Consider the following 18,079-nt stretch of genomic DNA (forward strand, 5'->3'; position numbering starts at 1 on the left):
ATCTTAAACTACCACCTTCACATATTTTTCTTAATTACATAATAACAAACATGGAGATAGTTTCTAAATAGCAAACAAAAAACTCCCATTTTTTATAATGGGAGTTTTTTGTCATTTGAAGTTATTGTACGTCCCCAACAGCTGCATCTGTTTCACTTCATGCAACAAGCTCTTTTCGTCTTCTTGCTCATGAATCTCCGCAATTCGATGACCCATCCGCTCAATCAACCCGACGACTAGAGCATTCCCCATCGTGAAGTATCGCTTGCGGTCTGTCATAGTCGCGGTCCATCCGTATGGGAAGCCATTCAACCCTTCACATTCTTCCGGACGCAAATAGCGTAATTTCTTCGTATGCGGGTCTTCGATGACATGGCTCGAACGGTTGCACGTTCCTTCGCTCGTCAACATCGTTCTACCTGGAAGGTCCAACGAATCTGGATATGACATACCTCCTTCGGCATAGACATAGACGTGACCGCTCGCAGAAGTACGTTCGATTTTTTTCGGCCCTTTCATATAGGCCAATTCCTCTTTTTCCGTACGCCCAGATTTTTTAACTTTTTCCGTATCTAGATAGTAATGTTCTGGGGCAGGACCAAACTGTTCATACACCTCTTGGACAATCTCTCCGAGCGTCTTAGGCGTTTCTCGAACCGGGAGCGTCTCAAGCGTCGTCACTTGATTCCCCGTCATCACACCTGCATTTCGATAAGTTGCGGAAAACGTGTCCGAGATTTCAACGATGTCTTCCGGCAACTCGAACGTCGAACCTGGATGCTTCTCGCTTGTCATCTCCATGACCGGGAAAGTCGGTGCAAAGAACCCGTCTTTCAACAACCACTGCTCAGGATTTGCCTTCCCCGCTCGGGTTGAATGCTTCAAATCTGCTCGAGTCGCAAAGATGAAGATACGACGGCGGCGTTGAGCAAAACCGTAATCGGCAGCATTGATGACTCGCCACTCGACCGTATATCCCTGATCGGCAAACGCACGAAGCATGACACTGAAGTCACGCCCTCTTTGTTTCGCAGGTGACTTCATTAGGCGGTCGACGTTCTCGAGTAAGACGTAAGGCGGCTTTTCCTGCTCAACGATATTCATGATTTCCCAGAACAAGACACCCTTCTTCCCTTGAATCCCTTGCTCATTCTTCAAGCTACGTGACACGCTGTAGTCTTGGCACGGGAAGCCCCCCACAAGTAAATGGTGTGGTCCTGCTTCCATCCACGACAGCGCGATATCCTCATTCACGTGTTGGCCACGTCCTTTAAAACGTTCAGCATAGCAATCAAAGGCCGGTTGTACCTTCGTCGCCGGCTCCCACTGATTGCCCCAAACCACATCGAATTTGTCGGATGTAGGTTCGGCATTCACATCTTCAATTCCTTCAAGCGCGATGCGGAAACCTCCTACACCGGCAAATAACTCAACTACTTTAATCAATGGGAACACCCTTTCGTATTTTCTATCTTTAATTTACTTCATTTACACATTTCTCTCAATGAAAACAGTTTATCACCTATATCAAAAAGGATCAAGCCTATCCTATTTTATCTTTTCTACAAAATATAATCATAATCTATAGTAATATGTTAATAATAACCATTATTGGAGGTCTATATATTGTTGAAATTTGATTCAATCGAGTCACTTTTAAGTAAGACGAGTGAAATTGTTGGTAAAACTTTTGGTGAAATCGACACAGAAAATTATTTTGAACGACTTTCGAATGACAAGGGAATCCTCGGAAAAATAGTTGAAACAGGATTTTATGGATATCCTAACAACAACAAAGCCGAAGCGGACTTTGACAATTTAGGGGTTGAACTAAAAGTCTCCGGGTTCACAGTGACTAAGAAGGGGCTATGGTCTGCCAAAGAACGGATATCACTCTCTCAAATCAACTTTTCAAAAATCGTTGAGCAAGAGTTTCAATATAGTTCTTTAATTTCAAAAAACCGAAGAATTTTATTTATTTGGTATGAATTTGTCAAAGGAGGCGACCCTAGAGATTTTGTTATTCGTGACTATCAATTGTACGATATGACGGCCATCGAACCAGTAATCGAAAAAGATTACTTGGTGATTCAAGACTTTGTAAAGAAAGGGCTCGCACACGAACTATCTGAGGGAAACAGCGTCGTTTTAGGAGCCGCCACCAAAGGCGCGTCTGGGCAAACACAAGTTCAGCCTTATTCTCCCATCAAAGCTAAAACAAGAGCCTTCTCGATTAAAAACTCTTTCATAAAAGGTGTCTTGAAAGAGCATCGCGCAAGCTATGATGTGCATCTACCGAAAGAACTTACACCGGAAGAGTGGTTGTGGAATCGATTGAGAAAATTCAAAGGGATGACCCAGATCGAAATCCTGAAGACTGTAGACCCCAATTCTGTTAAAGATAAAATTCCGAAAGGCATAGGTGGAATGATTAAGAAACGTGTCATTGGCACCGAAGAGGATTTGGAGAAGGTCGAGATTTTCAATAAATTGACGTATGACATCAGGAGTATCCCCATAAAAACAAACTACTATCCCCTTGAAAAAGCAACCTTCCGAACTCTCCACAGAGAAGATTTTCAAGATGAATGGGAGATTTCTGATTGGAAGCTATTTTTTGAAGAGAGTACTTTCTTCTATGTCGGTTATCTCGGCGAAAAGAACTCCTCTAAAAATGGACACAGAAAGTTAGAGTGTTTGTTCAAAGTCGCATTTACCCCTGACGAAATTGAGGACTTCGCAAAGACGTATAAACAGATTCAGAGGGCGCTTGTCACAAACAAAATCTCGGATCTCCCAACAGCGACCAAATGTCCAGATTCTCCTCTAGTCATTTCTACTAAAGGCGGAAAAGACGACTCTTGTTATGAAGCTTTTTTCAAAGGTGGACGAAAAACATGCTTCATGTTTAACAAAGATTTTTTACACAAAAAGTTTCAGCAATCCATGATGATTAAATCTTGAACATATTCTGTTGATAATCTGCTGACTGTATAGGGAATACCTTCTCTAAGAACTCAAGGAGGAGAGGGTATGGCCAGAAACGTACCGAAAGCATCGAGTCCAGCCGTGTTCAAGACGATGAGCGGAAACCGTGGGAAAGATACGAAGATGGAAGTCAAAGTCAGAAAAGCGCTGTGGGCGGCCGGATATCGGTACCGCAAAAACAATCGCAAACTTTACGGGACGCCCGACATCTCGTTTCCTGGATTACGCGTCGTCGTATTTCTGGACTCTTGCTATTGGCACGGCTGTCCCCTCCACTTCAAACTACCGAAGACGAATGCCGATTTTTGGCGTCAAAAGATTGGACGAAACATCGAACGTGATGCCGACGTCACACAACATTATGTAGAGGAAGGTTGGATCATCCTTCGATTTTGGGAACACCAGGTCAATGATGATTTTGATCATGTCATCTATACCATCACTCATTTCGTTGATATGGCCAAGCAAAACCGACACATACGAAGCGGCTGAGATTAAAAGTACATCAGTCTAAATCTTCATCGAACATCGGTTCATCATAGGTCTCGGTCGTTTCATCGACAAGCAGGTTCGCGTAGAGTTCCTCTACGCGGCCTCTTTTTTCGCCTTTCTCGTTTAAATATTCAACGATTTTGAACGTATCAGGTGCTTCAAGTCCGATAATGACAATCGGTACGGTGAGTTGCGTGTTCAGCGGCTTCAAATGGTGGACATATTTCTCATACGTCCCAATGGCGCCATCAAAATTACCAGCACGCTGTAATCGTTGAGTCGCACAAATGATTACTCCGATTCTTGTTTGAATCGCCTTTTCGACGTGGTTCAGTTCGCTTGCGATGACTGGTTTCAATAAGTTCCAAGCGATGGTACCCGCATGGTTGAATCCGACCTCGAGCGAGATATTATCTTTGGCGAAATCAAGACGCCACACATTCTCTGAATAGTCACGGTCCTGAAAAATCGGACTCTCGCTCATCCATCCTCTTCTCAAAAATTCCAGTCTGAATAGTTCGTTCAAAGCCTTTGATAGACTCTTGTTCTTTTTAGCGTATTTTCCATTAAATAATTTGATGATGTCATCGTCGCTAATTGACTGAATGATGTCATGAATCTCTGACCAGATTTCCTTGAACTCTTCATCATTCTTCAATATCGTCTCACCGAATCGGTGGGAATGAACTCGATAATTCATAATAAATCTCCCGTCTGTAAATGATAATCACGAACAGAAAGACGAGAATAACGATACACTTTCCATCTTTCAATCGAGTTTGTGACTCATTTAATATTTTGTAAAGATACTACTTAAAGAAAGAAAATACATCATTATTGTAATCGTTTTCTTCATTGATATTAAGCTAATCATAAATAATTATGAGTTATTTCAACACATTTCAAAGCATGCAAACGCCTTGACAATTCCAGCTCGTTATATGAAGTTAGTATTACATTATAATTATTCTAGTCGAGATAGAAACGCTAGAGTAAAAAAACAAGGAGGACATAACCCATGTCATTAATCGGCAAAGAAGTACTACCATTCAAAGCACAAGCATTCCAAACAGGTGAATTCCTCGAAGTTACAGAGAACGACCTCAAAGGCAAATGGAGCGTTGTCTGCTTCTACCCAGCTGACTTCACATTCGTCTGCCCAACTGAACTCGAAGACCTTCAAAACGAGTACGCTACACTTAAAAACCTCGGTGTAGAAGTATACTCTGTCTCAACAGACACACACTTCACACATAAAGCTTGGCACGAAACATCTGAGAAAATCGGAAAAATCGAGTACATCATGATTGGTGACCCATCACACGTCATCTCACGCAACTTCGATGTCTTGAACGAAGAAGACGGCCTCGCAGACCGTGGTACGTTCATCATCGACCCAGACGGCGTCATCCAAACTGTCGAGATCAACGCTGGCGGCATCGGCCGTGACGCGAGCACGCTCGTCAACAAAGTCAAAGCAGCACAATACGTACGCAATAACCCAGGCGAAGTCTGCCCAGCGAAATGGGAAGAGGGTTCTGAAACACTCCGCCCAAGCCTTGACCTCGTCGGTAAATTGTAAGGAGCGATTGCATGTTAGAAGCAGCGATTAAACAACAGCTCGACCAATATCTCCAGCTCATGGAGGGCGATGTCGTCCTCCGTGTGAGTGCTGGGGAAGACAAAATCTCAAACGAGATGCTCGAGCTCGTCAACGAACTCGCCAGCATGTCATCACGCATCTCGATCGAACGCGCGACACTCGAGCGTACACCGAGCTTCAGCGTGAATCGTCCGTCTGAAGAGACAGGAATCGTCTTCGCGGGGATTCCACTCGGACACGAGTTCACATCACTCGTCCTCGCCCTCCTCCAAGTGAGCGGGCGCGCACCGAAAGTCGATGCGGACACGATCAAACAGATCCAAAACATCGAAGGCACGTATCACTTCGAGTCATACATCAGCCTCAGCTGCCACAACTGCCCTGACGTCGTGCAAGCGCTAAACGTCATGAGCGTCCTCAACCCGAACATCACCCACACGATGATTGACGGAGCCGCGTTCAAGGATGAAGTGGAAGCGAAAGAGATCATGGCTGTCCCAACGGTCTTCTTGAACGGAGAATCGTTCGGTAACGGTCGGATGTCACTCGAAGAGATCTTGGCGAAACTCGGTACAGGTCCTGATGCGTCTGCGTTCTCGGACAAAGACCCGTACGACGTCCTCGTCGTCGGTGGCGGTCCAGCTGGTGCGAGTGCTGCCGTATACGCCGCTCGTAAAGGAATCCGTACAGGAATCATCGCGGAGCGCTTCGGTGGCCAAGTGATGGACACGATGGGGATCGAGAACTTCATCGGTACCGCTTATACAGAAGGTCCAAAGCTTGTCGCAAGTCTAGAAGAGCACGTCAAAGAGTACGGAATCGACGTCATGAACCTCCAACGCGCGAAGCGTCTTGAGAAAAAGGACCTCGTCGAGATCGAACTCGAGAACGGCGCTGTCTTGAAGAGTAAGAGCGTGATCCTCTCAACTGGTGCACGCTGGCGTAATGTCAACGTCCCAGGTGAGGCGGAGTTCAAAAACAAAGGGGTCGCTTACTGCCCGCACTGTGACGGTCCTCTCTTCGAAGGGAAGCGTGTCGCGGTCATCGGTGGCGGTAACTCTGGGATCGAAGCGGCCATCGACCTCGCAGGGATCGTCAAGCATGTAACGGTTCTCGAGTTCGCTCCTGAACTCAAGGCCGACCAAGTGCTTCAAGACCGTCTCCACAGCCTCCCGAACGTGACTGTCATCACGAACGCTCAGACGACAGAAATCACGGGTACGGACAAAGTGAACGGCATCTCGTATGTGTCTCGTGAGACGAACGAGTCACACCATGTCGAATTGGAAGGCGTCTTCGTCCAAATCGGCCTCGTCCCGAACACGGACTGGCTCGACTCGGTCGAACGCAACAACTTCGGGGAAATCGTTGTCGACCGTCATGGCGCAACGAACGTCCCAGGCGTGTTTGCCGCAGGAGACTGCACGAACAGTGCCTACAAACAAATCATCATCTCGATGGGTTCTGGTGCGACAGCCGCACTCGGCGCCTTCGACTACATGATTCGCAACTAATAAGAAGACTCGCCCTCTATCATGAGAGCGAGTCTTTTTTTACAGTTCAAATGTTTTCCCGGAGTCCGGGATGAACAAGACCGATTCTCCGCTCCCCGTCTCAAATCGGTAGCCCACTCGAGGCGTGAATGGATTCCATTCTCCCCCGGTCGTCGGTACGCTTTCCATGTACGTCACGTCATTGTACGTTTTATTCAGCGTCTCTTGTGCTTCCGCTACCGAATAAGTCGGTACGGATAACACGATTCCGATACTTACGCTAATCACCCCAAACGCCACAGTCCATCGAGTCGATATGGGCTTTCGAAAATGGGCCAGAACCAATATCGTAATCATCCATCCAATCGGCACCCCGAACGTTGCGGCTCCACCATATATCCGAACGTTCACTTCCATCAACATGACAATTACGATACCGCCAACCATCCACCACCACTTCATGAACATCACCTCCCCTTCATTATCCCAGAATCAGGAAAAGACTCAATTTCTTTTTTATATGATTAACTACATTGATGTATGAAGACTTATAGTGTATGATATACAGTATAAAGATGAACGAATGAAGGAGGCGAAAAAATGTCCGATGTCAAAGCCTCGTTGGTGACGGAATTGCGGCGCGGCACGTTGACGATTGCGGTGCTCAGTCAGTTGAAGACACCTCAATACGGCTATTCTCTCGTTCAAGCGCTACTTGATGCCGACATCAACATTGACCAGAGTACGCTCTACCCGCTCCTGCGTCGACTTGAAAAACAAGGACTCGTCACGAGTTCCTGGGATACGACAGAGAGTCGACCTCGTAAATACTATGTACTCAGCCCAGACGGAATGGATATTTTGAATGAGTTGTACGTGGAGTGGGTGAACATGTCGAAAACATTGACCCGTCTAATCGAAGGAGGAAACGATCATGAATCTTCGTGATGTGTATATCAATGAAGTCACCTCTCGAATCCCAGAGTCGATGCGGCAAGACGTCGCACTCGAATTGGAATCGACCATTGATGACATGACTGGAAATGACCCATCTGAAGCGGATTTATTTGAAGCATTGCGCCAACTCGGCGACCCTCATATCCTCGCCGCTCGCTATGCGAACCGACCACTCTATCTCATCGGTCCTGCCCTCTTCATACAGTACGTGAACATCATCAAAATCGTCTTACCGATTGCCGTCACGGTCATCACAGTTCTCTCCATCATCGGTTATTTGACCAACCCGATAGACGACACGTCTTGGAGTCAATTCTTGATTCAAGCATTCCTTCAAACCGGGGCTGCCATCTTCAATGTTGTCGTTCAAACGCTATTCTGGATTACCCTCACGTTCTTCATCATCGAACGGGCTGTACCTGAGGGCGAAGTCCCCTTCTCGAGTTGGAAACCTGAACAACTCAAGAAAGTAAAACCTCGTTCGACCTCAATCTCTCTTGGTTCAATCTTGTTTGATGTTGTCGTCACCGTTTTGATGGTCGTATTGTACGTCAACGCCGAACAGTTGATTCGCGTCGTCACGGATGGCGAATCCTATCCACTACTCAATTCGTCCGTCTTGAATCAATTCTTCCCATTTGTCATTGCCTTGGCCGCCTTTGGCATCGCGATCGCCATTTACAAATGGATCGTTCGACACTGGACGAAGCCGCTCGCCTTATGGAATACCCTCTTCAATGTGGTATGGATTGCCGTCACGGCACTCATTTTACTGCAACCTGATCTAATTTCGACCGAAGCGCTCTCTTTGATTGCTGAACAAACGAATATCGACATCGAAACAATCAGTCGCTGGGGTGTCTGGAGTATTTTACTCACCATTATTATCGTATGTATCCTCGACTTTACCGAAGGGTTGATCAAAGCGTTTAGTCGTTGAACCTCACATTCAAACGTTTCATTTCCGAGGAAAGTGGAATACCGGAGAAGAGAACGGATTTTGAATGGGGAGGCATTTGATGGGTATTCCAACAATGAAGTTACATGATGGTTATGAGATCCCGGCCATTGGACTCGGGACAGTTTATTTAAAAGGTGAAGCAGGGGTCGACGCCATCACGTGCGCCATCCGAAACGGATATCGACTGATCGATTCGGCGATTCGTTATGATAATGAAGGTGCGGTCGGTGAGGCGGTTCGCCAATCTGGCATCCCGCGCGAACAACTTTTCTTAACATCAAAATTGCGCGCGCAATATTATGACTACGACCAGGCACTCGAGATGATTCGGGAGTCCCTATATCGGGCGAACCTCGACTATTGGGATTTGTTCCTCTTGCATTGGCCAAACTCGAAACAAGACAAGTACGTCGAGGCGTGGCGTGCCTTGATTCAGGCGAAGAAAAACGGATGGATCCGCTCCATCGGGGTATCGAACTTCATGCCGGAACATCTTGACCGTTTGATTGAAGAAACGGGAGAAACACCGGTCATCAACCAAATCGAGTTACACCCGTACTTCTCGCAAGTCGAGCAGCGTCAAGCCGATAAAGAACGCGGCATCATCACAGAGGCATGGAGCCCGCTCAGTCGCGCCCGTACGGTCATCCATGACGAGAAGATCACCGAGCTTGCCAAACAAAAAGGCAAGAGTGTCTCTCAAGTTATCTTGCGCTGGCATATCCAGCTCGGTGTGATTCCGCTCGCCCGTTCATCTAGCGAGTTACACCAAAAAGAGAACCTCGATGTCTTCAACTTTGAATTGACCGACGAAGAAATGGAGACGCTCAATGCGTTGACGAAGCCGGATGGTCGCATCGATGACCAAGATCCAAGAGAATACGAAGAGTACTAAAAAAGATTGAGCCAAGAGGCTCAATCTTTTTTATTCAAACGCCGGAATCGCCGTTTCTGCATAATTTTCTTCTAAGAACGCACGGACTTCATCGCTCGTGAGGGCCTCACCGAGTTTTTGGATTGTTTCGTCGTCCTGGTTGTCTTCACGTGCGACAAGCGTGATTGCGAAGTCGTTCTCGACACCTTCTGTGAGGAGTGCGTCACTCTTCGGTGTCAAACCGAGCGGTGCTGCGTAAGCCGGTGTCATCAAGACCGCATCGACATCATCGTATGCACGAGCGAGCATCAACAAGTCGACTTCTTCAAACTTGAAGTTTTTCGGATTCGATGTGATATCAGCTTGTGTATAGTACGTGCCTTCTTTCTCTCCGAGTTCAATTACATCATGTTGTGCGAGAAGGGAGAGTGAACGGTCGATGTTCGATACGTCGTTGGCGATGGCGATGGTCGCGCCTTCCGGAATGTCTTCCATGTTGTCATAGTTTTTCGCGTATACGCCGTAGTTTGCGAAATAGATCGGTTCGATGGGAACGAGATTCGCATCATTGCTGCGGTTGAACTCTTCCATGTACGGGACGTGTTGGAAGAAGTTCGCATCGACTTCTTTCGCCGCGAGTGCCGAGTTCGGTTGGACGTTGTCTCCGAGGACGACGATTTCGAGTTCGATGTTCTCTTCTGCGAGCTGTTCTTTCGCGATTTCAAGCATATCTGTCATCGGTGGGATGAGTGACGCGACTTTCAACGTCTGTGGTTCGTTCGATTGTTCTGTTTGTGTTTCAGTGTCGTTCCCACATGCGGCGAGGACGAGTGTGAGCGAGGCAAGAAGTGCCATCAATTTTTTCATATTCATTTCCTACTTTCTGTTTAGCGTTTGTCGATGATTCGTGCCACGGTCGTGCCCGTGAACTGGATCAGCTGCACGAAAACGAGCATGATGAGAATCATATAGAGCATGAGTTCTGTCTGAAATTGCTGATATCCATAACGGATGGCAAAGTCACCGATGCCACCGCCCCCGACGACCCCCATGATTGTCGAGTATGAGATAAAGCTGATGATGGATGTCGTCAATCCGAGCACGAGACCGGATCTGGCTTCGACGTAAAGAAACTTGAAGATGATATCTTTCACCGACGCCCCCATCGAAAGCGCCGCTTCGACGACCCCGCGCGGAACATCAATCAATGACTGCTCGACGAGGCGCGCATAATGCGCGATGGCGATGATGGAAAGTGGCACCGTCGCTGCCGCTGTTCCGATGGCCGTCCCGATAATGAATCGTGTAAATGGAATCAAAAACACGACGAGTAACAAGAACGGGAAAGACCGAACGATGTTCACGACCAGGTTGAGGACGGAGAAGACGACTTGGTTCTCTAACAGTTGCCCTTTACGCGAAAGATAAAGCCACGTACCTAATGGAAGTCCAACTAGGATCGCAGCAAGAATCGATACCCCGACCATGATGAACGTCTCGGCGATGGACTGCCAAATCTCCGATTGATAGCGCAACAAGATGTCAGGCATTCGGTTCAGCCTCCTTCCGTAACTGTTCGACGAACCAACTTGGGTTCTGATCGATGGCGACCACCCCTGTCGGCTCCCGTTCAATCGTCTCATGAACGGTACCGTCTGCCATGACGGTGACACGATGACAGATTTGACGAATGACATCCATCTCATGTGTGACGAGGACGACGGTGACGCCTAGTTGTTCATTGACTGACTGAAGGACACGCAGTACTTCCGCCGTCGTGTTCGGGTCGAGGGAAGAGGTCGGTTCATCGCACAGGAGCACGCTCGGTTCGCTTGCGAGTGCCCGAGCGATGGCGACCCGTTGCTTCTGTCCCCCACTCAACTGGGAAGGATATTTATCGCGGTACGCTTCGAGTCCAACGAACCGGAGACATTCCATCACGCGCGTCTCCCATGAGGATTTCGGCCGCTTGGCAAGCTTCAGTGAATCGAGGACGTTATCAAAGACGGTCTTATTCGCAACAAGATTAAATTGTTGAAAAATCATTCCAATCCGATGTCGCTTCTTGCGGAGTTCCCGATTAGAGAGTTCGGTCAACTGGTCGCCATCGACCGTGACGTTCCCGGTATCCGGTTTCTCCAACAAATTCATCAATCGAAGAAGCGTCGACTTCCCGGCACCGCTTGCGCCGATAATGCCGTAAATCTCACCTTTTCGAATATGAAGCGATACATCGCGAACGGCCATCTCTTGTCCATAACGCTTATGGACGGACGACAATGTGATCATGGCAGACATCCTTTCTACATCTCGTGAGTGAGTCAACCGTTTATCATTTTAGCGAAGTAAAAAGTCGATGTCAGTTCATGTGCTCACATGAAAAGAACCGCACTGCGGTTCAGAGTGGATGTCGTTTGAAATGTTCAGCAATGTGTCGTTTCATGGCGTCTCGATTTTCAGCGAAGATGCGATGGCGATGCCCATTGCCACCAGATGGATGCGGAAAACCGCTTACTACGCGTTCCTGGTCCAAAAGACCTCGCTCAACCAATAACTCCACGGCTCGCCTCACGTTCACGCCCATCGGTAAGATGAGTGCACCTTGAAGATGGGCCATCTCTTCTGCGAAGATTCCTTCTACGTATGGTCGAAACAGCTCTGTTCGAATCATATCCGGGCTCGATCCGTTATAGTTCTTGCCTTTATAGAAGACGGGATAAGGAAGAACCGCCGTGTTTTGAACGAGATGGTTCGCTGGTCCAAACAAATCGAGGGAGGAATCGATTCCTAAATGATGATGTAACTCCAAATCGTCCAGCATCGTCACTAAGTTCTTTCGGATCGGACCGGAAAAACTGCCACGTTGTTTGACGGCTCGAAGCGCCTCTTCGTCTGTGGCATCTTCTAAGTCACGGATCGCCTCGAACGACTGACGCATTTGATACAAGCCTGGTGTGATCCCTGCGATGACGACTTTCGCATCCGGGTTGATGTATTCAAATGGTGCGTAATAGATATCGAGTTGTTTCTTTTCATCACGGTCTAACAAAAAATCTTCACTTTTTAACGTCTCTTCCCCTAAGTCCGATAACTGCAAAATTTTCGATTTGTATGTGTGAAATAACTCTGTCCGCGTCATGTAACTGACACTCCTTTCGTTTGCTTCCTTCATCTCTATTTCCCTAAATCTTCATGTGACAAAAGTTCATGTTTCAGACAAATGCTATCCAAAAATAAAAGCACTTTCATTCCATTTTTTTGTAATATTCTTACGGTGTGATTCAGAGTGTTGTTTAGGCAGATTCGCTAATTTCTCACAAGGAGTGTGTTCAAACATGAAAGCAGTCGTTGTCAATTCAGCAAGCAAAGCCAACATTGAAGTCGTGGAAAAGGAAATTCGTCCATTACAATCCGGGGAATCGCTCGTCGATGTCGAGTACTGTGGCGTGTGTCACACGGACCTTCACGTCGCGGCCGGTGACTTCGGGGATGTCCAAGGACGTGTGCTCGGTCATGAAGGGATTGGGATTGTATCGCAAATCGCGGACGATGTTACGAGTCTCAAAATCGGCGACCGTGTCAGGAAATTGGAACACGTAAAGACTTAGAGGAGGCTTTCCAGTTCGGGGCTGAAGGACTCGTCATGCCAGTCGTTCATAAGCGTTGCCTTCACGAAGTACAAGACGTGTTCGAAGAGATGGAACAAGGGAAAATTCAGGGACGGATGGTCATCGATTTCAAAAATAAAGACTGCCAGTAAAAAACGAGGCCTTGTGCCTCGTTTTGTTCTAGATTGACGTTGACGGGGTATAGTTGCTTTTGTATAGTTAGGAACGTCTTAAAACCTGGAAACGAAAGAGGAGTGACTTGATTTGACTCCATCAACGTCAACCCGTCTACTTGATTTACTGACTGAACGAAACGATCAAGTGCGACGCATAAGTGAACAATCCTGGAATGAGCAGAGTGACATCCACATCTCAAACTCCGAATGGTATATTCTCGCTACACTTTATCAAGCTAAAACGACCATTGCCGAGGTCACGCGAAACGTCCACATCTCGCGGCAAGCGATTCATAAACTGATTAAGAATCTAGAAGGTAAGGCGCTCGTCCTCGTGACGGACCATCCGCAAAATCGAAAGGACAAATGTATCGAGCTGACCTCTCTCGGTCACACTTGTTATGAACAGAATGAGGCGCTCAAAGCGCAACTCGAGCAACGGATTCAAGAAAGCATTGGACAAGAGGCGTTCGATCAACTGAACACCATTCTACGAATGGACTGGAAACTGTAATCGTGTCGTGTTCACTCGTCACGATTTTTATATGCACACCTTGCATCAAACGTCAACCGAGTTGACATTTCACCTTCTGAATGACTATGCTTATAGATAAGGAAGAGGTGATCGACTTGTTTAAAGCTGGAGACTTAATCATCTACTCGACCCATGGCGTATGTCGGATCGACGACATTTCGGACAAAACGGTCGCAGGAGAAACGAAATCGTACTATACGCTTCACCCCATCAACAACTCACAGAAGTTGCAGATTAGCATCCCGGTCGATAATGACAATGTGATGATGTTGACGTTGCTCGAAGCAGACGAAGCATTAGAGATTTTAGAGTCGTTCCGCTCGCCTGGCGTTGAATGGAATCCGCATTCGAACAATCGCAATCGTGAATTTTTAAATGTTGTCCATTCAGGGAACCGTCACGAGATCGCTCAAGTCGTGAATACGTTGAGCCGTCGTCAAATCGAGGCGCTACAGGCAAACAAAAAGCTGTACGAACAAGATCGTAAAATTTTAGAGAACGCCAAAACCATTTTGGTGAAAGAACTCTCGCTCGCTCTTGAACGTTCAGAAAGCGACATCGAACGTCAAATCGGTGAATACTTACATGAAAGCATGGCGACACTCACACCTTGACCCTTCCACGTGGAAGAGGTCTTTTTTTGTTCTGACAAAACAATCTACTTCTTTATAACTTAATAAGTGTTCATACAAAAAAGCGAGCATACGATTGTATACTCGCCTCATTCTCTTCAGTTATGGACCATGTCCTTTTCTTCTAAACCGAGCGTGACCGCTGTCGATTCGTGAATCGTCTTGAACAGGTCCGGATGTTCCGAAAGTTTCAATCCATATGACGGAACCATCTCTTTGATTTTCTCTTCCCACTCCGGTAACTGTTGCGGGAAGCACTGTTCGAGCACTTTCAACATGACATGAACAGCTGTCGATGCGCCTGGAGAAGCACCAAGAAGTGCCGCAACGGAACCATCTTCCGCGCTGACGACTTCTGTTCCGAACTGGAGTGTCCCTTTTCCTTGCGGTGTATCTTTGATGACCTGAACCCGTTGCCCGGCCACAACGATTTCCCAATCTTCGTTCTTGGCGTTCGGGATGAATTCACGAAGTTCATCCATGCGCTTGTCGTGTGACAAGAGCACCTGTTCGATCAAGTATTTCGTGAGCGGCATCTCTTTTGCCCCTGCTGCAAGCATCGTGATGACGTTGTTTGGTTTGACCGAACGAATCAAATCCAAGTTCGATCCTGTTTTCAAGAACTTCGGCGTGAAGCCGGCGAACGGTCCGAATAACAACTCTTTTCGTCCATCGATAAAGCGTGTGTCGAGGTGCGGTACCGACATTGGTGGTGCCCCGACTTTCGCCTTTCCGTAGACCTTCGCGTGATGTTGCTCGATGACCTCACGATTTTTACAAACGAGGAAGAGCCCGCTGACCGGGAACCCACCGATTTGTTTCGACTCTGGAATCCCTGTCTTTTGTAAGAGTGGTAAACTTCCACCACCACCTCCAATGAAGAGGAACGGTGCCGTGTGCGTTTCAATCTTGTTCGCAGACAAGTCTTTCACTTTCACTTCCCATAGGCCGTTGTCGAGACGTTTCACATCCTCGACGCTATGACCGTAGTTCACCTCGACTCCATTTGACGTGAGATGGTCAAACAACATCCGTGTCAACGCACCAAAGTTCACGTCCGTCCCTGAATCGATTTTCGTCGCGGCAATCGGTTCGTCCGATGTCCGTCCGTCCATGATGAGCGGGAACCATTCCCGTAGCTGATTCGGATCGTCCGATAAGACCATGCCTTCAAATAACGGATTCGTTGTGAGCGCTTCCAAACGGCGTTTCAAGAAATCGACATTCTTTTCCCCTTGGACCATGCTCATATGTGGAATTGAACGAATGAAGGCACCTGGATTTTCAATCAATCCTTGCTTCACGAGATGTGCCCAAAATTGGCGTGAGATTTGGAATTGCTCGTTGACGTTGACCGCTTTGGAAATATCAATCGTCCCATCCGCGTTCTCCGTTGTATAGTTTAATTCGCAAAGTGCGGCATGTCCCGTACCTGCGTTATTCCATTCGTTTGAACTTTCTTCCCCTGCTGCATCGAGCTTTTCGAACACTTTGATGTTCCACTCCGGTACGAGCTCTTTAAAGAGTGAACCGAGCGTTGCGCTCATAATGCCTGCCCCAATCAAAATGACGTCTGTTCTCGTTTGCGTACTGCTCATGAAAACCCCATCCTTATCCCCTGAATTTTTTGTCATACAACCGAAGAATCCCCATTCCTCAATCATATATTTTATAATCGTTATACCGATTATAACTCTTTTGTGATGAATGATAAGGGTTATGTATGATTTTTTGTGCTGAAACTTTTTATGAAATTGTCATGATTCCTTGAAACGAAGGAGGTGTTCTTTTGAGACGTGGTCTAAGTTATACAATCCCCAATCAATATGGTCATTTTTTAAAAGATATATTGACTCCTATCCCTCTGAATCAATATCAATGGAAGGTAATTGATGAGGAGTCCAATATCGTGAAAGATGAACAACTTGACTGTCTGTTGTTTCCGAAGTCGACTATCATCAATGGTCGTCAACTCAACGAACGGGTTACTCAACAACACTATTTAATTTTCGTTGATATCAAAGCGTTCCAACCCAATATGTCCTCGGAAATCATAACGTACGAAGACTTTTTACATAGCAAGTGCGAGTTTGTGCTACTTGTGATAGACAGTCAATACGTGACGATATACTGTAAAGACCAAGAGATGCTCAACTCCCTCTACGAAAATGCTTCTTTGCATGGTTTCGGGGATATCGCATACATCACAAGTCATAATGACTCGATGACACGCTTATCTTGCTGGTAATTGAGCATTTCAAAAAGGAGAATCCACATGCCCACACTCTATCTGATTCGCCACTGCTCGGCCTCCGGTCAAGAACCTAATGCACCACTCACGGAAGCGGGTCACGAACAAGCGCACCTGCTCCGTGATTTCTTTCGTGAAATCCCGATTGACCGGATCATCTCAAGCGACTACACCCGAGCGATTGCTTCAATCACGCCACTCGCAGATTTGCATCAACTTTCAATCGAACGTGAACCATTATTACGAGAGCGGATTCTGGCTCATGGACCGCTCGAAGACTGGCTGACACCGCTACGTCAGTCGTTCATCGACCCGACGTTCAAGCTGCCTGGTGCTGAATCTGGTGAGGAAGCGACTCATCGAGTCATGCAAGTAATCGAGCGTGCCCAATCTCAACATGGCTCGACATTACTCGTGACACACGGTAATCTGCTTGCGCTCCTGTTACAACGGCTTGATCCTAAATATGACTTTGATACATGGCGTACGATGCGTAACCCAGACGTCTATCGCCTCGATTTCAACGACAGTACACCCGTCATCGAGTATATTTGGCCACATAAATAAGCCGTCTCGACATGAGACGGCTTTTGTTATTTCTCCACGAAGAACATCGAAATGGCTCCGAGACCAACGTGTGTACCGACCGAGACCCCCATCTGCATGAGGTAAATCTCGCCTGTGAAATCTGTTTCGGTTTCAAGCTTCGCTTTTAAGTTCTCGGCAATCCGCTGATCGGATGTGTACCCGATGATTACGAAATTCGTGATGTCCGGATTCACGCGCTTCACGAACTCGTCCGTATAATGCTTCAACACTTTACGTGTGCCTCGCTCTTTGGCAACAATCGCACCTTTCCCGTTCTTCATGCTCATAATCGGTTTCACCATGAGTAATTTTCCGATGATGGCACTTGCGTTCGAGATGCGTCCACTCTTAATCAAATGGTCCAAGTCATCCACGGACAAGAAGTGCTTCACTTTCGTCTTATACGTCTCGTTAAAATCGACGAGCTGTTCGAACGTCGCACCGGCTTCACGCATTTGCGCGCTCTTTAGCAACAACCAGCCGCTGCCGTGACTCATCGATCGGGAATCGACGACATGGATTTTCACTGTTGATTCGGGATGAGCCTCTTCGAAGTATTCTTTCCCAATGACGGCTGACTGGTAAGACCCGCTCGTTCCACTCGACATACAGATGCATAAGATCTCTTCGTGACCGGCAGCTACCGCATCTTCCATCAACTTTAAAAATGTCGCCGGACTCGGCATCGCCGTGGTCGGGAATTCCGGGAGCGCTTCCAACATTCCGTAAAAATCATCCGGCTGGATATCCACCCGGTCCTGGTAAGACATATTGTTCATCGTAATGATCAACGGCGCGACCCCGATGTTGTACTGTTCAAGCACTGCATCTGATAAGTCACACGTTGAATCTGCTAGTAATTTAATCATACATTCCTCCAAAAACCTTCTCCATAAGTGACGGGAATCATCCTACAACTTC

The 18,079-nt window shown here is 47.1% G+C and carries 20 protein-coding genes and 1 pseudogene; 12 read left to right on the forward strand and 9 right to left on the reverse strand.

Features of this window, described 5'->3' with window-relative positions:
- Positions 1-111: 111 nt before the first annotated feature.
- The gene (gene dcm / locus AC5LIL_RS14290) at positions 112-1,446 is read right to left on the reverse strand and encodes a DNA (cytosine-5-)-methyltransferase (RefSeq protein ID WP_499824461.1); all 1,335 of its coding nucleotides are present in this window, start codon (positions 1,444-1,446) and stop codon (positions 112-114) included.
- A 180-nt stretch (positions 1,447-1,626) separates the two neighbouring features.
- Between dcm and AC5LIL_RS14295 the strand changes: the two genes are divergently transcribed.
- Both AC5LIL_RS14295 and AC5LIL_RS14300 read left to right on the forward strand, forming a co-directional pair.
- A complete protein-coding gene (locus tag AC5LIL_RS14295; protein ID WP_499824462.1) occupies positions 1,627-2,964 on the forward strand; it encodes a MutH/Sau3AI family endonuclease in 1,338 nt (445 codons plus the stop codon).
- Between the two features lie 69 nt (positions 2,965-3,033).
- The gene (locus AC5LIL_RS14300) at positions 3,034-3,480 is read left to right on the forward strand and encodes a very short patch repair endonuclease (protein WP_214746560.1); all 447 of its coding nucleotides are present in this window, start codon (positions 3,034-3,036) and stop codon (positions 3,478-3,480) included.
- Positions 3,481-3,493: 13 nt separating this feature from the next.
- On the opposite strand, the gene AC5LIL_RS14305 is transcribed toward AC5LIL_RS14300, so the two are convergent.
- Positions 3,494-4,180: a BglII/BstYI family type II restriction endonuclease gene (locus AC5LIL_RS14305; protein ID WP_499824463.1), complete on the reverse strand. Its 687-nt coding sequence runs from the start codon at positions 4,178-4,180 to the stop codon at positions 3,494-3,496.
- A gap of 318 nt (positions 4,181-4,498) precedes the next feature.
- Between AC5LIL_RS14305 and ahpC the strand changes: the two genes are divergently transcribed.
- Complete coding sequence (gene ahpC, locus AC5LIL_RS14310) at positions 4,499-5,062, forward strand: alkyl hydroperoxide reductase subunit C (protein ID WP_015880295.1); 564 nt, start codon at positions 4,499-4,501, stop codon at positions 5,060-5,062.
- 11 nt (positions 5,063-5,073) lie between these two features.
- On the forward strand, positions 5,074-6,597 hold the full coding sequence (ahpF, locus tag AC5LIL_RS14315) for an alkyl hydroperoxide reductase subunit F (protein WP_499824464.1): 1,524 nt from the start codon (positions 5,074-5,076) through the stop codon (positions 6,595-6,597).
- Between the two features lie 39 nt (positions 6,598-6,636).
- Here ahpF and AC5LIL_RS14320 read toward each other — a convergent pair whose 3' ends face one another.
- Positions 6,637-7,038, reverse strand: a complete 402-nt coding sequence (locus AC5LIL_RS14320) for a hypothetical protein (RefSeq protein WP_499824465.1) — start codon at positions 7,036-7,038, stop codon at positions 6,637-6,639.
- Between the two features lie 138 nt (positions 7,039-7,176).
- On the opposite strand from AC5LIL_RS14320, the gene AC5LIL_RS14325 reads away from it, so the two are divergent.
- The 3 genes from AC5LIL_RS14325 to AC5LIL_RS14335 all read left to right on the forward strand — a co-directional run bounded on the left by AC5LIL_RS14325 (position 7,177) and on the right by AC5LIL_RS14335 (position 9,389).
- Positions 7,177-7,524 (forward strand): PadR family transcriptional regulator, encoded by a 348-nt coding sequence (locus tag AC5LIL_RS14325; RefSeq protein WP_499824466.1) that lies wholly within the window; start codon positions 7,177-7,179, stop codon positions 7,522-7,524.
- Positions 7,511-8,473 (forward strand): HAAS signaling domain-containing protein, encoded by a 963-nt coding sequence (locus tag AC5LIL_RS14330; RefSeq protein ID WP_499824467.1) that lies wholly within the window; start codon positions 7,511-7,513, stop codon positions 8,471-8,473. Before AC5LIL_RS14325 ends, AC5LIL_RS14330 begins: the two co-directional genes overlap by 14 nt.
- A 79-nt stretch (positions 8,474-8,552) precedes the next feature.
- Positions 8,553-9,389 (forward strand): aldo/keto reductase, encoded by an 837-nt coding sequence (locus AC5LIL_RS14335; protein ID WP_499824468.1) that lies wholly within the window; start codon positions 8,553-8,555, stop codon positions 9,387-9,389.
- Positions 9,390-9,419: 30 nt separating this feature from the next.
- Here the strand turns inward: AC5LIL_RS14335 and AC5LIL_RS14340 are convergent, their stop codons facing one another.
- The 4 genes from AC5LIL_RS14340 to AC5LIL_RS14355 form a co-directional block, all read right to left on the reverse strand.
- The gene (locus tag AC5LIL_RS14340; RefSeq protein WP_499824469.1) at positions 9,420-10,235 is read right to left on the reverse strand and encodes a MetQ/NlpA family ABC transporter substrate-binding protein; all 816 of its coding nucleotides are present in this window, start codon (positions 10,233-10,235) and stop codon (positions 9,420-9,422) included.
- A gap of 20 nt (positions 10,236-10,255) precedes the next feature.
- Complete coding sequence (locus AC5LIL_RS14345) at positions 10,256-10,918, reverse strand: methionine ABC transporter permease (protein WP_499824470.1); 663 nt, start codon at positions 10,916-10,918, stop codon at positions 10,256-10,258.
- Positions 10,911-11,657 (reverse strand): methionine ABC transporter ATP-binding protein, encoded by a 747-nt coding sequence (locus AC5LIL_RS14350; protein ID WP_499824471.1) that lies wholly within the window; start codon positions 11,655-11,657, stop codon positions 10,911-10,913. Before AC5LIL_RS14350 ends, AC5LIL_RS14345 begins: the two co-directional genes overlap by 8 nt.
- A 109-nt stretch (positions 11,658-11,766) precedes the next feature.
- Positions 11,767-12,507, reverse strand: a complete 741-nt coding sequence (locus AC5LIL_RS14355) for a uracil-DNA glycosylase family protein (RefSeq protein WP_499824472.1) — start codon at positions 12,505-12,507, stop codon at positions 11,767-11,769.
- Positions 12,508-12,703: 196 nt separating this feature from the next.
- On the opposite strand from AC5LIL_RS14355, the pseudogene AC5LIL_RS14360 reads away from it, so the two are divergent.
- The 3 genes and pseudogenes from AC5LIL_RS14360 to AC5LIL_RS14370 all read left to right on the forward strand — a co-directional run.
- Positions 12,704-12,949 (forward strand): annotated as a pseudogene (locus tag AC5LIL_RS14360) (alcohol dehydrogenase catalytic domain-containing protein); the annotation flags it as partial.
- A 291-nt stretch (positions 12,950-13,240) separates the two neighbouring features.
- Complete coding sequence (locus AC5LIL_RS14365; protein ID WP_499824473.1) at positions 13,241-13,666, forward strand: MarR family winged helix-turn-helix transcriptional regulator; 426 nt, start codon at positions 13,241-13,243, stop codon at positions 13,664-13,666.
- Positions 13,667-13,773: 107 nt separating this feature from the next.
- Positions 13,774-14,301: a CarD family transcriptional regulator gene (locus tag AC5LIL_RS14370; RefSeq protein ID WP_271305830.1), complete on the forward strand. Its 528-nt coding sequence runs from the start codon at positions 13,774-13,776 to the stop codon at positions 14,299-14,301.
- Positions 14,302-14,417: 116 nt separating this feature from the next.
- On the opposite strand, the gene AC5LIL_RS14375 is transcribed toward AC5LIL_RS14370, so the two are convergent.
- The gene (locus tag AC5LIL_RS14375) at positions 14,418-15,917 is read right to left on the reverse strand and encodes a malate:quinone oxidoreductase (protein WP_214749625.1); all 1,500 of its coding nucleotides are present in this window, start codon (positions 15,915-15,917) and stop codon (positions 14,418-14,420) included.
- Positions 15,918-16,108: 191 nt separating this feature from the next.
- Between AC5LIL_RS14375 and AC5LIL_RS14380 the strand changes: the two genes are divergently transcribed.
- Together AC5LIL_RS14380 and AC5LIL_RS14385 are read left to right on the forward strand one after the other, a co-directional pair.
- Complete coding sequence (locus AC5LIL_RS14380; RefSeq protein ID WP_499824474.1) at positions 16,109-16,567, forward strand: DUF2691 family protein; 459 nt, start codon at positions 16,109-16,111, stop codon at positions 16,565-16,567.
- 27 nt (positions 16,568-16,594) lie between these two features.
- The gene (locus tag AC5LIL_RS14385) at positions 16,595-17,137 is read left to right on the forward strand and encodes a histidine phosphatase family protein (RefSeq protein WP_499824475.1); all 543 of its coding nucleotides are present in this window, start codon (positions 16,595-16,597) and stop codon (positions 17,135-17,137) included.
- A 26-nt stretch (positions 17,138-17,163) separates the two neighbouring features.
- Here the strand turns inward: AC5LIL_RS14385 and AC5LIL_RS14390 are convergent, their stop codons facing one another.
- Positions 17,164-18,027 (reverse strand): DegV family protein, encoded by an 864-nt coding sequence (locus tag AC5LIL_RS14390; protein WP_499824476.1) that lies wholly within the window; start codon positions 18,025-18,027, stop codon positions 17,164-17,166.
- Positions 18,028-18,079 lie beyond the last annotated feature (52 nt).

It is taken from the genome of Exiguobacterium sp. RM11 (assembly GCF_059821525.1).